At 71.0% G+C, this 14212-nt stretch carries 14 protein-coding genes, 1 pseudogene and 1 riboswitch; of the genes and pseudogenes, 11 read left to right on the top strand and 4 right to left on the bottom strand.

The features are described 5' to 3' along the window. Positions 1–598: 598 nt before the first annotated feature. Positions 599–1018: pseudogene (locus AC2VNT_RS05710) on the top strand (WXG100-like domain-containing protein); the annotation flags it as partial. A gap of 83 nt (positions 1019–1101) precedes the next feature. On the opposite strand, the gene AC2VNT_RS05705 reads toward AC2VNT_RS05710, so the two are convergent. After that, complete coding sequence (locus tag AC2VNT_RS05705) at positions 1102–1383, bottom strand: WXG100 family type VII secretion target (protein WP_486945932.1); 282 nt, start codon at positions 1381–1383, stop codon at positions 1102–1104. A 137-nt stretch (positions 1384–1520) separates the two neighbouring features. Between AC2VNT_RS05705 and AC2VNT_RS05700 the strand changes: the two genes are divergently transcribed. The 6 genes from AC2VNT_RS05700 to AC2VNT_RS05675 all read left to right on the top strand — a co-directional run bounded on the left by AC2VNT_RS05700 (position 1521) and on the right by AC2VNT_RS05675 (position 9516). After that, positions 1521–2117 carry a peptide deformylase gene (locus AC2VNT_RS05700; protein ID WP_486945930.1) on the top strand — a complete coding sequence of 199 codons (597 nt, stop codon included), beginning with the start codon at positions 1521–1523 and terminating at the stop codon, positions 2115–2117. Continuing rightward, entirely contained in the window at positions 2117–3040 is a 924-nt protein-coding gene (locus AC2VNT_RS05695; RefSeq protein ID WP_486945929.1) for an N-acetylglutamate synthase, CG3035 family, read from the top strand. The genes AC2VNT_RS05700 and AC2VNT_RS05695 overlap by 1 nt, the downstream gene beginning before the upstream one ends. Positions 3041–3172: 132 nt before the next feature. Continuing rightward, a complete protein-coding gene (locus AC2VNT_RS05690) occupies positions 3173–3985 on the top strand; it encodes an exodeoxyribonuclease III (protein ID WP_486945931.1) in 813 nt (270 codons plus the stop codon). A 142-nt stretch (positions 3986–4127) separates the two neighbouring features. Then, a complete protein-coding gene (locus AC2VNT_RS05685; RefSeq protein WP_486945928.1) occupies positions 4128–4613 on the top strand; it encodes a hypothetical protein in 486 nt (161 codons plus the stop codon). A 10-nt stretch (positions 4614–4623) separates the two neighbouring features. Continuing rightward, positions 4624–9240 (top strand): HAD-IC family P-type ATPase, encoded by a 4617-nt coding sequence (locus tag AC2VNT_RS05680; protein ID WP_486945927.1) that lies wholly within the window; start codon positions 4624–4626, stop codon positions 9238–9240. After that, positions 9241–9516 carry a hypothetical protein gene (locus tag AC2VNT_RS05675; protein ID WP_486945926.1) on the top strand — a complete coding sequence of 92 codons (276 nt, stop codon included), beginning with the start codon at positions 9241–9243 and terminating at the stop codon, positions 9514–9516. Between the two features lie 12 nt (positions 9517–9528). On the opposite strand, the gene AC2VNT_RS05670 is transcribed toward AC2VNT_RS05675, so the two are convergent. Further along, positions 9529–9726 carry an Rv1535 domain-containing protein gene (locus tag AC2VNT_RS05670; RefSeq protein ID WP_486945925.1) on the bottom strand — a complete coding sequence of 66 codons (198 nt, stop codon included), beginning with the start codon at positions 9724–9726 and terminating at the stop codon, positions 9529–9531. Positions 9727–9816: 90 nt separating this feature from the next. Further along, positions 9817–10008, bottom strand: coding sequence for an Rv1535 family protein (locus AC2VNT_RS05665; RefSeq protein ID WP_486945924.1), 192 nt, complete (start codon positions 10006–10008; stop codon positions 9817–9819). Between the two features lie 221 nt (positions 10009–10229). Beyond that, positions 10230–10398: riboswitch (M-box (ykoK) riboswitch) on the bottom strand. Between AC2VNT_RS05665 and AC2VNT_RS05660 the strand changes: the two genes are divergently transcribed. Then, complete coding sequence (locus AC2VNT_RS05660; RefSeq protein ID WP_486945923.1) at positions 10356–10583, top strand: hypothetical protein; 228 nt, start codon at positions 10356–10358, stop codon at positions 10581–10583. Its footprint overlaps the riboswitch before it by 43 nt. A gap of 96 nt (positions 10584–10679) precedes the next feature. On the opposite strand, the gene AC2VNT_RS05655 is transcribed toward AC2VNT_RS05660, so the two are convergent. Beyond that, a complete protein-coding gene (locus tag AC2VNT_RS05655) occupies positions 10680–11354 on the bottom strand; it encodes a cutinase family protein (RefSeq protein ID WP_486945922.1) in 675 nt (224 codons plus the stop codon). A gap of 264 nt (positions 11355–11618) precedes the next feature. Here AC2VNT_RS05655 and AC2VNT_RS05650 point away from each other — a divergent pair, with 264 nt between their 5' ends. The 3 genes from AC2VNT_RS05650 to AC2VNT_RS05640 all read left to right on the top strand — a co-directional run bounded on the left by AC2VNT_RS05650 (position 11619) and on the right by AC2VNT_RS05640 (position 14180). Continuing rightward, entirely contained in the window at positions 11619–12917 is a 1299-nt protein-coding gene (locus AC2VNT_RS05650) for an MBL fold metallo-hydrolase (protein WP_486945921.1), read from the top strand. 109 nt (positions 12918–13026) lie between these two features. Further along, positions 13027–13437 carry a hypothetical protein gene (locus tag AC2VNT_RS05645; RefSeq protein ID WP_486945920.1) on the top strand — a complete coding sequence of 137 codons (411 nt, stop codon included), beginning with the start codon at positions 13027–13029 and terminating at the stop codon, positions 13435–13437. Continuing rightward, positions 13434–14180: a hypothetical protein gene (locus AC2VNT_RS05640; RefSeq protein WP_486945919.1), complete on the top strand. Its 747-nt coding sequence runs from the start codon at positions 13434–13436 to the stop codon at positions 14178–14180. The genes AC2VNT_RS05645 and AC2VNT_RS05640 overlap by 4 nt, the downstream gene beginning before the upstream one ends. Positions 14181–14212 lie beyond the last annotated feature (32 nt).

The raw sequence follows: 14212 nt of genomic DNA, 5'->3' as shown, positions 1-14212 counted from the left end.
CCGATGCTTCGTCATAGTCACAGCAAGGTCACGCCGACACGCTCAAGTAACTTCAATCACATCCGTCACAGCTGCCCCGTAACTGCGAAACTCAAGTACTATGTAGGGCCGCGGCGGCATGACGGCCGGGGGTGAGGGCGACGACAAGTGTAGATACGCAGGTCTACGACAGGTCAGACAGTTGACGGTGCCGCGTCCGCGATGAAGACCGCATTGGACACCCTCCTCCGAGACCTCCCCGGCCACAACGGGATGGCCGGCTCCGATCAGACCGGCCGAGAGTTCGCCGCTGGCTACGACGATCCGGCCCGCCAAACCATCCAGGCCGGTGGCACCCTGGTGGATCTCGCAGGTGGCGCCGCTGACGTGGTGAAAGCCAACGGTGCCAACCATGCCGACGCCGAAGCTGCCGCCAGTGGTGAAGAGATCACCCCGGCTCCCCCGCCCGTGGAGCGCGCCCCGCGACCTCCACACCCGGCTCGGCGTCGTCCCCCGGCTCCCCCACCCGTGGAGCGCGCCCCGTCGTTGACGGTGACCCCGTACATCGCCGCTGCCGGAGCCGACGAGCGAGGGCGGGCCCGGTGGCCCGGCCGGTGCCGTGTGGAACTCCATCAAGGAGACGGTCGGCTACGCCTGGCCGAATGGTGACCCGACGGAGCTTCGGGCCGCCGCGGCCCTGTGGCGCCATACCGGCTCGGCCTTTGCGAACGCCGCCACTTCGCTGGGCACCGCCTCGACATCTCTGGACACCCAGCACTCCGATCAGATCCCATCCGCGACGGCGTATCTGACCAGCCTCAAGGACAGCGACAACGACTTCGTCGACGCCTGCGGCGACCTTGGCACAACATGCAGCGACCTCGCCCGCGCAATCGACGACGCGCATCACGAGTTGATTTCAGATCTCACGGACGCCGCGATCGAACTCGGCGTCACTGAAGTTGTGGTCGACCTGTTGTTCTTCATCGGCGGAGAGGTCTGGGGTCAGTTCGTCGTCGGTGGCCGTGCCGCATTGTTGGCCACGCGGTTGGCAGGGATCATCCGACGGCTGATCGAACTCGCCAAGGCAGCGGGACGGATCGCGAAGGCCGCGATGGGTGCTCACAACATCGGCTCCTGCTGTGGCAGTGAACTCAGCACCTGCGCCGCAGTGCTCTCGTGTTCGACCATCAGAGCCACCACGCGGGTCAACAGCTGCGAACGTTCATGCAGGATCGCGGTCGCCTTCTTCGCGCCGTCATGCCATTCCTCCCACGGAAGCCGGAATTGCGACGCCGCTTTGCCGGTCCACGTCGACGAAAAATCGCCCCAGTCACGGACAACGGTGTCAAGCTCCGCCTGCAACTGGCCGGCCTGATCCGCCAGAAACTGAGCCGCGGCCATCATGGCTTCCGGACTGATTGACAACTGGTCAGCCATCATCACTCCATGATCTCGGGTAAACGATACAACGGACGAACGGGAGGTATGTGGCCACGGAAACCGGCGCCCGGCGGCGCCCGTTTAAGCTAAGGCCCATCATGGCCGTCGCACCCATCCGGATCGTGGGCGATCCCGTCCTGCACACCCCCACCGCCCCGGTGCCGGTTGCCGATGATGGATCGCTGCCGGCCGACCTCGCCGACCTGATCGACACGTTGTATCAGACCATGGACGCGGCCAACGGTGTCGGCCTGGCCGCCAACCAGATCGGGGTGGGCCTGCGGGTCTTCGTCTACGACTGTGCCGACGACCGGTCCCGGGGCAGCGCCCGGCGGCGCGGCGTGGTGGTCAACCCAGTGCTGGAGACCTCGGAGATCCCGGAGACCATGCCCGACCCGGACGACGACGACGAAGGCTGCCTGTCGGTGCCCGGCGAATCGTTCCCCACCGGGCGGGCCGACTGGGCGCGGGTGACCGGGCTGGACGCCGCCGGCAACCCGGTGAAGCTGGAGGGGACCGGGCTGTTCGCCCGGATGTTGCAGCACGAGACCGGGCACCTGGACGGCTTCTTGTACCTGGACCGGCTGGTGGGCCGGTACGCCCGGGCCGCGCGGCGGACGGTCAAGGCCAACGGCTGGGGCGTGCCCGGCCTGTCCTGGACGCCCGGCGAAGTGCCCGACCCGTTCGGCCACTGATGACCCCGCCCACCGAGCCGCCCGAGCTGCCCGCCGTGGGCACCCGGGTGAGCCTGCGCTACCTGCGGCCTTCCGGCGCCGAGCCGCCGATGGCCGACGTGGTCGGCGAGTTGGTGGAGGCCGGACCGCGGGTACGGGTGCGCTCCGCCGACGGTGAGGTGCACGAGTTCCGGCTCGGCGACGTGCTCTACGTGCGGCGGCTGACCGACCGGCCGGTGAAGAACTCGGCGATCCGCGCGGTCGAGCACGCCGCCGCGCTGGGTTGGCCGGGCAGCGAGCACCAGTGGCTGGACGGCTGGTTGCTGCGCGCCGGACACGGTGCCACACTGCGGGCCAACTCCGCTGTGCCGCTGGACATGTTCGCCCAGGCCGCTACGGTGCCCGCGATCGTCGATTGGTACGCCCAGCGCGGGCTGCCGGCCCGGCTCGCGGTGCCTGAGCGCCTGCTGCGGCTGCCGGAGGGCGTGCCCGCCGAATGCGAGACCCGCACCCTGGTGAGCGATTTGGCGACCGACGTCGACAACGAGGCACCGGTTGTGTTGGCGTCGCACCCAGATGGCGACTGGCTGGCCGGCTACGCCCGCGACGTGCCGGTCGACGTACTGACCGCGGTGGCCGGCGGCGAGGTGGTTTTCGCGTCGATCCCGGGGGTGGCGGTCGGCCGCGGCGTGGTCACCGAGTCGGCCGACGGCACCCGCTGGCTGGGTCTGTCGGCGGTACGGGTCGCCGGCGACCAGCGCGGTCGCGGCCACGCCCGCGCCGTCTGCGCTGCGCTGCAGACCTGGGGCAGCGAGCACGGCGCCACCCGCGGCTACGCCCAGACTCGTGACGACGACACCGCCGCGCTCGACTTCTACCGGGTGATCGGATTCACCCCGCAGCACCGCACCCACTACCTCGATGCCCGGCTGCTGCGGCCGTAGCGGTGATCGCAAGCGCGACGAAGTCACGCGCCGCGGATCACCGCCATCGGCCCACCGGTGATCGCAAGCGCGACGAAGTCACGCGCCGCGGATCACCGCCATCGGACGATCTAGGGTGGCTGGGTGACTGCGTTGCGGCTGGCCACCTGGAACGTGAACTCGATCCGCACCCGGGTGGGCCGGGTGACCGACTGGCTGGCCCGCGCCGATATCGACGTGCTGGCCATGCAGGAGACCAAGTGCACGGCCGAGCAGTTCCCCACCTTGCCGTTCTACGAACTGGGTTACGAGGTGGCCCACGTCGGGTTCAACCAGTGGAACGGGGTGGCGATCGCCTCCCGGGTCGGGCTGGAGAACGTCGAGGTCGGCTTCCCCGGCCAGCCCAACTGGGCGGCCAAGCCGGGTGTCGAGCCGGCCGTGGAGGCCCGAGCGCTGGCCGCCACCTGCGGCGGAGTGCGGGTCTGGAGCCTGTATGTGCCCAATGGGCGCACCCTGGAGGATCCGCACTACGTCTACAAGCTCAACTGGCTTGCCGCGCTGCGTGATACGGCCCAAGGGTGGCTGCGCGACGACCCGTCAACACCGATCGCGCTGGTCGGCGACTGGAACATCGCCCCGCACGACGACGACGTGTGGAGCATGGAGTTCTTCGACGGCGCCACCCACGTCTCGCAGCCGGAGCGCGCGGCGTTCGCCGCCCTGGTCGACGCCCAGTTCACCGACGTGGTGCGCCCGTTCACCCCCGGCCCCGGGGTCTACACCTACTGGGACTACACCCAGCTGCGCTTCCCGAAGAAGCAGGGCATGCGGATCGACTTCATTCTGGCCTCGCCGGCGCTGGCGGCCCGAGTCACCGGGGCCGAGATCGTCCGCGAGGAGCGGAAAGGCAAGTCGCCCAGCGACCACGCCCCAGTGGTGGTGCAGATCGGCGGCGGGGAGCCGTAGCGCTCTTGTCGTCGTATTGATCACAACGGCGGATAACGCCGCAGTTGCTCAGTGTTTATTTATCCTGTCGCCGCCGCGAGTGCGTAAGATGGTCGCACCATGAATATTGTTCGGCGTGCCTGACCAAAGGATGGGATCGACCATGAATGCCGTCGGCGGGGCGGTGCAGAAGGTAACGCGGGCTGTCGGTCGTGCCGCGACCATCACCACCGAGACGGCGGGGGCGGTCGGTGGCGCGGCGGTCAACGGGGTGTTCGGTGGCGTCAGCGGCGCGGCGGCCGGCGTGCAGCGCGGGTTGCGCAAGGGTAGCCACTCCGCTCCGGCGGCGGCACTGACCATGGGCGCGCTCGGTGTCGCGGGGTTGGTCGAGTGGCCGGTGCTGGTGGCGGTTGGTGGTACCGCGCTGGTGATGCAGCAACTGAACAAGCGGCGCAACGGCGCCCCGTCGCGCCCGGCCAAGTCCGCGAAGCCGGCCGCCGCCAAGGCGCCGGCGGCGACACCGATCAAATCCGCCAGATCGGCCACGGCCGCAAAGCCCGCGAAGTCGACGGCCCCGCGGCGCCGTCCGACGAAGAAATCGACATCGACGCAGCGAGCGCGCAACAGCACCCCGCGTGGCCGCATCTAGTCGGGCGCGTGTGAATACCGATTCATCCGCCCGAAGACCGTCGTTCCCGATCCGCGCGATCACCACCGGAATCCGAGCCGCCACGGCGCTGGTCGGCGCCTCCGCGCAGGCCACCACCGCGGCGGCCACCGCGGCCGGGTCGATCGCCGGCGCCGGCGTCAGCCTGGCCACACTGCCCGCGCGGCAGACCACGAAGATCCTGTCCCGCCAGGCCAGATCCCTCTCCCGCGGTTTCGCCGGGCCGATGTCCCGACGCTGCTCGATCACCGAGGACCGCGCCTGGATCGAGGTGCGCGGCCTGCATGGTGCCGCGGGCGCCGAGTTGGGCACCGCCGTGCTCAGCGTGGCCCGGGCCGCACCCGGGGTCGAATCAGCGCGGCTGAACTACCCGCTGGAGCGGCTGGTGGTCGACCTCGACACCGCCGACCCGGACGCCGTCTCGGTGCGGGAGCTGTGCCGGCTGGTCAGCGACGCCGAAGAGCTGTTCAGTTCCGCGGCCCCGGCGGCCCGGCACGCGCAACCGGTCAGCCTGCCCGGCGACGGGATGGCCCAGGCGATGCGGGCGGCCAGCCTCGGTGCCAACGTGGTCGGCCTGGGCATGGCGACGGCCGGCCGCCTGCTGCGGTTGCCGGGTCTGCCGCTGGGGCTGGAATCGCTGGTGGTGGCCGTCGACTACCAGCCACGGCTGCGCGGGGTGCTGGAGGACCGGATCGGCAAGCCGGTGACCGACACCCTGCTCGCCCTAGTCACCGCCGGCGTGCACGTGCTCAACGAGGCGCCGTCGTCGCTGGCGGTGGACCTTGCCGTCGAGGCGTTCAAGGCCGGCGAGGAGCGCGCCGCGACACAGGCGTGGCGGCGGCGCGAACCCGGCCTGGCCGCATACGCCGATCACCCGCAGATCCCCCCGGCGTCGCGGCCCGCGCCGCGGCCGCAGGGGCCGGTCGAACGGCACGCGGAGCGCAGCGCGTTGCTGCAGGCGATCGGTGCCGGTGTGGTCGGCGTGGCAAGCCGCAGCCCGGACGCCGCCGGAACCGCGGTGGCGGTGACCGCGCCCAAGGCCGTACGGACCGCCCGCGAGTCGTTCGCGGCGACACTCGGCCGCGGCCTAGCCGAGCAGCACGGCGCACTGACCCTGCGCCGGGAGAGCCTGCGCGAGCTGGACCGGGTCACCGTGGTGGTGATCGACCCGCGGGTGCTCTGCGGCGACACACTGCGAGTGGTGCAGGTCCGCGGCGCCGCCGAAGACGAGCTGGTCACCGTCTGGACCCAGGCCCAGGACCGGCTCGCCGACCCCGACCTACGGCCGGGCTGGTACCCGATCGCCGGCGCCGGCACCCCGGAGGCGCTGATCCAGCCGGCGCTGCGACCGCTGGCCGCCGCGGTGGTGACCGAGGCTCGGCGCGCCGACGTGGAGGTGATCTCGGTCGACGTCGACACCCTGGGCGAGCTGCGGCCGATCTTCGACGAGCTGCATCCGGCCGGGACCGGATCGCTGGACGCCGCACTGACCGCGACGGTCACCGCCTACCAGCGCGACGGCCACGACGTGGCAGTGCTCTCGGCGACCAGCGTGCCGGCACTGACCGCCGCCGACGTGGCGCTGGGCGTCACCCCGACCGACGGATCGCCGCCGTTCTGCGCCGATCTGCTGCTGCCGGATCTGGCGGCGGCCTGGCGAGTGCTGCACGCGCTGCCGACCGCCCGGTCGGTCAGCCGCCGCGGAGTGGAGATCGCCACCGGCGCCACCGCGCTCGGCGCGTTGCTGATGCTGCCCGGCGTGCGCGGCCGCGGACCCGGCCCGATCACCACCGGCGCGGCGGCCGGAGCGTTCACCGGCTACTGGCTGGGCCGGAAGATGGCGGCAGCCCCCGCGCCCCGCCCGGCGGCGGCGCACGAGTGGCACACCATGTCGGTCGAGCAGGTCCGCGAGCTGCTGCCGCAACCGGATCAGGCGGCCCCGGTGATCCCGGCTCGGCACTCACCGGCCGTCGGAGCCGCGCTGGCCGCACTGCGGCTGACCGGCCGCGGCATGCAGCTGTTCGACGCGCCGCGCCGGACGTTGGTGCAGTTCGCCGGCGCGGTGCGCACCGAGCTCTCCGACCCGATCACCCCGGTGCTGGGGCTGGGCGCGGCGGCCAGTGCGATCCTCGGCTCGCCGGTGGACGCGGTGCTGGTCGGCTCGGTGATCGGCGGCAACGCCGCACTGGCCGCCACCCAGCGGCTGGTGGCCGAGCGGCGGCTGAACGTCTTGCTCACCCAGCAGATTCCACGGGCCCGCAAGATCCTGCCGAGCGGCGAGTCTCACAGCGTCGTCGCCGACGCGTTGCGCCCCGGCGACCTGATCGAGGTCCGGCCGGGAGAGGTGGTGCCGGCCGACGGCCGGCTGATCGAGGCTGAGGATCTGGAGGTCGACGAGTCGTCGCTGACCGGCGAGTCATTGTCGGTGACCAAGCAGGAAGAGGCGACGCCCGGGGCAGAGCTGGCCGAGCGGGCCTGCATGATCTACGCCGGAACCACGGTGGTGACCGGAACGGCGGTCGCGGTGGTGACCGCGGCCGGCGCCGACACCTACGGCCGCCGCGCCGCGGAGCTGGCGGCCGCCGACCAGACCGCGGTCGGGCTGCAGCACCAGCTCAGCCTGCTCACCGGCAAGGCGTGGCGGATCAGCCTGGCCGGCGGGGCGTTGGTCAGCGGGTTAGGGCTGCTGCGTCGCGCCGGGCTCAAGCAGGCAGTCTCCTCCGGCATCGCGGTCAGCGTCGCGGCCATCCCGGAGGGGCTGCCGCTGGTGGCCACCCTCTCCCAACAGGCATCGGCCCGGCGGCTGACCAGCTCCGGGGTGCTGGTTCGGGTGCCCCGTTCGGTGGAGGCGCTGGGCCGGGTCGACGTGGTCTGCTTCGACAAGACCGGGACGCTGAGCCAGAACCGGCTGCGGGTGACCGAGGTGTACGCGGCGCCACGGCACTCCCGCGAGGAGGTGTTGCGCTGCGCGGCCGACGCCGCACCCGACACCGACGGCCAGCCGCACGCGCACGCCACCGACACCGCGATCGTCGAGGCCGCGGTGGCGGCGAACGGCGTCGAACCCGATGATGACGAGACCGAAGCGCACCTGCCGTTCCGGTCCGGCCGGCCGTTCTCGGCGACCGTCTCCGGCGACGAGCTGACCGTCAAGGGCGCTCCCGAGGTGGTGCTGGCCAGCTGCGCGAAGACGCCCAAGAATGCCGCGAAGCAGGTGGCCGACTACGCCGCCGGCGGCTTGCGGGTGATCGCCGTCGCCCGGCGGCGGCTCACCGCGCAGCAGCGACGGCAACTCGGCGAAGACCCGGAACCCGACGAGATCGCCGAATTCTGCACCGACGGGCTGGAGTTCGTCGGGCTGCTCGGCCTCTCGGACACCCCGCGCGACGAGGCCGCCGAACTCCTCTCCGAGCTGTACCGGCGGCAGGTGCCGATCCGGTTGATCACCGGCGACCACCCGATTACCGCCGCCGCGATCGCCCGTGAACTGGGGGTGCCGGTCGGCGCCGACCAGGTGATCGGCGGCGCCGAATGGGACGCCCTGCCGCGCAAGGGACAGGAGCGCGCCGTCGCAGAGAAGGTGGTGTTCGCCCGGATGTCGCCGGAGAACAAGGTGCAGATCGTCCAGACCCTGGAGCGCACCGGCAAGGTCTGCGCGATGGTCGGCGACGGCGCCAACGACGCGGCCGCGATCCGGGCGGCGACCATCGGCATCGGCGTGGTCACCCACGGCAGTGACCCGGCCCGCACCGCCGCCGACGTGGTGTTGCTGGACGGCAAGATCCACACCCTGGTCGATGCGCTGGACGAGGCCCGCGAGCTGTGGCAGCGGGTGCAGGCTGCGACGGCGGTGCTGCTCGGCGGCAACGCCGGTGAGGTGGTCTTCGCCATCATCGGCAGCGCGGTCACCGGCCGCTCGCCGCTGAACACCCGGCAACTGCTGCTGGTGAACCTGCTCACCGATGCGCTGCCGGCGACCGCGCTGGCGGTCGCTCCGCCGAGCAACCGGATGACCGCCGGTCGGCACGGCCCGGACCCGTCGCTGCTGTGGCGGACGGTCGCGGTGCGCGGGGTGGCCACCGCCAGTGCGGCGACGGCGGCCTGGGCGTTGGCGTCGCTCACCGGCCGGCAACGCCGGGCCGCCACCGTGGCGCTGGTCTCGCTGGTCTCGGCACAGCTGGGCCAGACCCTGCTGGACTCGCGCGACTGGTTGGTGGTGGCGACCGCGGCCGGATCGCTGGTCGCGATGGGGACGCTGATCAGCATCCCGGGCATCAGCCAGCTGCTGGGCTGCACCCCGCTCGGTCCGATCGGCTGGGCACAGGCGCTGAGCACCGCCGGCGCGGCCACCGTCGGCGCGGCCATCGTGCCGCGGGTCTTCCCGGCGCTGCTGGCCCCGTCGGAGCCCGAGCAGAACCCCGCGGAGACCGAGCCGGCCGAGGAACCCGCGGCGGCACCCGGACCGGAGACCGGTGACGGCCGGCCCGACGGCCGCGCCGCGCCCGAGTCGCCGGAGACCACGCCGCGGCTGCGGGTTGTGCACAATGGGGTTAACGGCAACGGCGCGGTCCGATCCGGGCACCGCCCGTCGGCACCAGGAGGCAGATAGATGGCGGTGAACAAGGCGCGGCGCAGCACGTCGCAACGCGAGGCCGTGGAGCACATCCGCCGGAGCGAGACCTTCGCCGTCGAGCTCCCGGTGTTCGGCCGGGTGACGGTCCCGCGACCGGAGCAGTTGGCCTACTACGGCGGGCTGGCGATGCTGGCCGCGTTCGAGATCATCGACTGGCCGGTGGCGATCGCCGTCGCCGCCGGGCATGTCCTGGCCAGCAATCACCGCAGCGAACTCTTCGAGCAGCTGGGCGAGGCGCTGGAAGAGGCGTAATCGCCGCGGCATCTACGCGGCCCGGACCGACCCGCCGGCCGGCGCAGACGAAGGACGCGACCGGGTGCGGATCTCCCCGCTACCCGGCCGCGTCTCTGCCTCCAGCAACCCGAAGCGCCATAACACCGCGTAGCCCTCACGTACCGGCCCGGCCAGCAACCGAGCGAGCACCAAGGCCATCGAGTCGGCCAGAACATCGTGGGCGGACACACCCGTAACGGTGCGGCAGCGACGCGGCGAGCCGGCTAACTCCGGGTTACCTTCTGGGGAACTGTCGCCGAAGAGTGCGGACTAACCCGATCAGTCGTCGGCGACCAGCAGGCCGGCGCGCCACAGCAGCGCGTACATCTGGTGCAGCGGAACGCTCAACAGGCGGGTGGTCATGTCCACCACCGGGTCCTGGTGGCTCTGGGCCGGCCGGCGCTCCAGCTTCTTCGGCGCGTGTGCGCGCGGAGCTGGGGTGGTGATGTCGGTGTAGGCGATTGCAACCATGATGGCCTCCTAGTCGCGTAACGGTGGCGCGCGCCGCAGAGGCCTGGGGCTCAGCTGGAGGCGGTATGCGACCGTTCGGATGGGGACGGAACAGACGTCAGATGTCGACTCGGACTATCACCGGAACTCATTCGTCCCTCACCTCCTCTCGGTCGCGGGCACGTGGCTACGTGCCGATTCTCACCGCATGCTAGGAGGGCAGCTCCGACGACCATCGGAAGACCGCACCCCTCTCGTCGAGCTTCGGCACTGCACGGCGTATCCGACACTCCGGAAGCCACTTGGGTTCAACCCTTAAGCCGGGAAGAACTGTCCTGACCGGGGGCGTCTTTCGACGTTCGGGGTCAGTGGCCTATATCCGTGCAGACGCCTCACCTAACGAGGTGCTTGCTTTGTCCATGATGCATGAGGGTTCTGCCGGGGTCAAACGGTCGCGCGACCGGCGTGTCGTGGCGTCGATCACAGTCTCCGCACCCGGCCTGGCTACCCGAGCCGGTGTCGCGGCGACTTCGGCCGTGGCGGACATAGCCGTGCTCAGCGGCATCGAGACGCTCGCCTCGATCCTCGAGGTCTGAGGCCTTCGCGCCACGCCGCATCAAGCGACCGGCATCGGCGGTGCCGAAGGCGACGGCGCGTTCATGGCGCCACGGCCGTCAGCCCGCCGGTCCGACTCAGAGGCGGCTGGCCGCGTAGCGGGCTCCCTCGTCGACGAGGGCGCCGTAGGTGTCGGGGTTGTGCGCGGAAAAATCCAGGCCCTCGGAGCAGACCGCATCCTCGGGCACGCACAACTCGATGGTCTTGGCCTCGTACAGCGGGCCGATGGCCACCGGCGGCTGGCCGAGGAAGCTCATCGCCCGGTTGTTGGGCTTGCCGAACAAGACCAACGCGGCGATGTGATCGGCCACCTCGGGCGGCATCGGCCGCGGCACGTCGACACCGTCGACTCCCTCCGGTACGGTGTCGGCGGTGGTGAACCCGGCCACCGCCGCCCCCTGGGAGTAGCCGCCGAGAACGACCTTGGCCTTGGGGCAGGCCGCCACCACTGACTGGATATGGGTGCTCGCATCCCGGATGCCTTCGATGCCGGTCGGCCAGTCGTCGGTCGCCGGATAGCTGACCGCGTAGACCACCATCGACTTCTCCCCCACCTTGGCGCGCAGAGCGTCGATGAACGCCTGCCCGACCGGGCCGACGCCGGGTTCCTCGGCGGTGCCCCGGGCGAAGACCGCCTCGACATCCGGACAAGCCGGGTCGACGGCGGATACCGGCGGGGCGGCGGTACTGGGTGCAGCCCAACCCAGCAGTGCCGCAGCGCCAACGAGACATGCTCTGCCGTATATGCCCACCCAGCAATCGTGCCATGAGTTCCGGCCGTTCACAGATGACGCCGGAGGTCACCGCAGCCGGCGCGACGCGGCTTCCCAAGCGCAACGCCGTGGGCCGGATGCGGTGGCAGTGGCCGCATCTCCGAAAACCTACCCGGCGCTGGCAGCGTTCCACCGGCGACGCCGCGCTCGGCGCGATCCCGGTCCCCGAGCTCGGTGAGGCACTCGACAGGATCGACGTCCCACGGCGCCCGTCCGGACCCCGGCGCCGACTCGCTCGGGTGCATGGCCTGTCTGGAGCTGACCGGCGACGGCGCAGCGGATTTCCACACCGGCGAGGTCTACTTCATCGGTAACGCCACCACGCTGATCACGTTCGGTGGGCTGACGATCCTGACCGACCCGGCGTTCCTGCACAAAGGCCAGCACGTCTACCTGGGCCACGGGGTGTGGGCGCGGCGCGAGGTGGAGCCGGCCTGTCAGATCTCGGATCTGCCGCCGATCGACCTGATCGTGTTGTCGCATTACCACGGCGATCACTTCGACGACGTCTCCGCCCAGCAGCTCGACAAGCGGCTGCCGATCGTCTCCACCGCCGACGCGGTGGGCAAGCTCGGCGCACTCGGCTTCACCAACGGCTATCCGCTGGCGACCTGGGAGAGCCTCGACCTGCACAAGGGCGAGGCGACGGTGAAGATCACCGCGATGCCGGCCAAGCACGCCACCGACGACGAGGTCGACAATCTGCTGATGCCGGTCAACGGGCACCTGCTGGACTTCTGCAGCCGGGACCAGGAAGAGCACCTCTACCGGCCCTACATCACCGGCGACACCATGCTGATCGACGGTCTCGAGGAGATCCCGCGCCGCTTCCCCGACATCGACCTCGGCTTGATCCACACCGGCGGCACCACGTTCCTGGTCACCGTCGTCACCATGACCGGCGAGATGGGAGTGCCGGCGGTGGAGACTAAGCCGCGCACCGCCATCCCGATCCACTACAACGACTTCTCGGTGTTCGTCTCCGGGCTCGACGACTTCAAGGAGGCCGCCGAGAGGTCGGCCACGGCCACCCGGTTCGTCTACCTGGCGCACGGCGAGACCTACACGTTCACCCCACCGGGTGACGTCGCCGGGCTACTGAGTGGCCGACGCAGGGTCGGCCGGGACGGCCGGTTGAGCGGGGTTGACCGGGTTGGCCGGCACCGCTCCGGTGACTCCGGTACCGGGGCTGGTCGGGGTCATGGTGGACGGCACGATCGCCCCGGCGCCGGGTGCCACCCGCTCCAGCATCGAGCTGAGCACCTGCAGGAACGAGTCGGGGCTGACCGCGCCCGGACCGGTGGCAGGCGGCCCGGCCGCCGGCGCCGGGGCCGGAGCGGGCACCGGAGCCGGCTCGTCGGCGAACGCCGGGGCTGCGCCGACCACGCCGACGGTCCCGGCGACGGCCAGCATCGCGGCACCGGTGACGGAGCCTCGGAGGGATGGCCGCAGCGTCTTGCGGCTGGTGAACAGATTCATCGACGGATAACCCCCTCGATCGAGCGAAACGAAAACAACACAGACAACAGTGCTAGTCATTAGTCACGCCCGAACCACGGCCCGGTCACGGATCGAACTCTATGGATCGCCTTACCGTCGGCCGGACATCCACACCATTGCACCGGCTCAGCGGCCGGATTACCGTTACGCCATGCCCAAGACCGACTGTGACGGCCGAACCATCCGCTTGAGCCTCAGCCGACTGCTCTCCAGGGCCGTCCGGGACAGCGAGATCGCCGAGGCGCTCGATCTGCCCGCCAGCAGCTACAGCCGGCGCAAGGACCGGCCGGACTTCCCCACCTTCGACGAGCTGCGTCAGCTCGCCGACCGGCTGGGGGTCGACGAGACGGTCCTGCAGGTCGACTTCGGCTACCTCGACGTCACCAGCCTCAACAGCGAGCTGCAGCAGCGCTACAACGCCTACCGCGACGCCGTCGACGTCATCGCGTCGATGCGCCGCGAGCCGAACCCTGCCGTGGCAACCCACCCGGCCGCAACCGGGCGGCCCCAGAAAGCCGGCCGGCCGCGGCTGACGCAGGCACGGCCCATCCGATCGCTATGACCCCGGTCGAGCTGGTCGCCGCCAGCGCGGTGGCGGCGGCGGGCTACGCGATCTGGGCGCGCCGGCACACCCTCGCGTCGAGCGCCGAACGGCCACTGACGCTCTCGGTGATCCTGTGCGTCGTCGGCTTCGCGTTGATCTCGCCGCAGAGCAGCGGCGTGATCGGCAGCTTCGGCCATGCGCTGACCGGCATCTGGCACCTGGACACCTGCGCCGGCGACCTGTGCCTGCTCGCCTCCCAGGTCTGCGCCCTGTCGGCGCTGCTCGGCGGTGTGTTCACCGATGCCGACCGAGCGGACTGGATGCGGATCTGGGTACAGCCGATAGTCACCGTCGTGGTCCCGGGCATGACGACCTGCATCATCCTGACCCACGCGCTGCGCACCGAGACACCGAACATCCTGGACGCCAGACCGGATGGGTGGCTGGCCGGGTACTGGCTGCTGCTGGTCAGCACCACCGCCTACCTGTGGCTGGCCGGTCTGCGGGTGCTGCGGGTGCTGCGCGCCGACCGCCGGTCGCGGCGGGTCGCCAACGCCTACATCGTCGCGATGAGCTGCGGGGTCGCCGGCGGTGCGTTACTCATGGTATGGGTGCTGACCGGCGCCGAACCACTCGGCCACGGGCTGATCACCTGGTTGCTGGTGGGCAGCGCGTACGCGGGGACCTGCCTGGCCGCGGCCTGGTCGTGGCGGCTGAAGGAACAGCGGTTGCGGGGCGACCGGCCGGCGCTGGGTATCTGAGATACGCGACGCAGCGCCTCCCCAATGTCGCC

It is taken from the genome of Mycobacterium sp. TH-M15 (assembly GCF_057473705.1).
This window is presented reverse-complemented; position numbering and strand designations above follow the sequence as displayed.

What these genes read in the sequence shown, in the direction of transcription:
- AC2VNT_RS05685 (WP_486945928.1), top strand. Translation starts at nt 4,128, where the DNA reads ATGAATGCCGTCGGCGGGGCGGTGCAGAAGGTAACGCGGGCTGTCGGT.
- AC2VNT_RS05675 (WP_486945926.1), top strand. Translation starts at nt 9,241, where the DNA reads ATGGCGGTGAACAAGGCGCGGCGCAGCACGTCGCAACGCGAGGCCGTG.
- AC2VNT_RS05645 (WP_486945920.1), top strand. Translation starts at nt 13,027, where the DNA reads ATGCCCAAGACCGACTGTGACGGCCGAACCATCCGCTTGAGCCTCAGC.
- AC2VNT_RS05705 (WP_486945932.1), bottom strand. Translation starts at nt 1,383, where the DNA reads ATGGCCGCGGCTCAGTTTCTGGCGGATCAGGCCGGCCAGTTGCAGGCG.
- AC2VNT_RS05700 (WP_486945930.1), top strand. Translation starts at nt 1,521, where the DNA reads ATGGCCGTCGCACCCATCCGGATCGTGGGCGATCCCGTCCTGCACACC.
- AC2VNT_RS05650 (WP_486945921.1), top strand. Translation starts at nt 11,619, where the DNA reads ATGGCCTGTCTGGAGCTGACCGGCGACGGCGCAGCGGATTTCCACACC.
- AC2VNT_RS05640 (WP_486945919.1), top strand. Translation starts at nt 13,434, where the DNA reads ATGACCCCGGTCGAGCTGGTCGCCGCCAGCGCGGTGGCGGCGGCGGGC.
- AC2VNT_RS05695 (WP_486945929.1), top strand. Translation starts at nt 2,117, where the DNA reads ATGACCCCGCCCACCGAGCCGCCCGAGCTGCCCGCCGTGGGCACCCGG.
- AC2VNT_RS05665 (WP_486945924.1), bottom strand. Translation starts at nt 10,008, where the DNA reads ATGGTTGCAATCGCCTACACCGACATCACCACCCCAGCTCCGCGCGCA.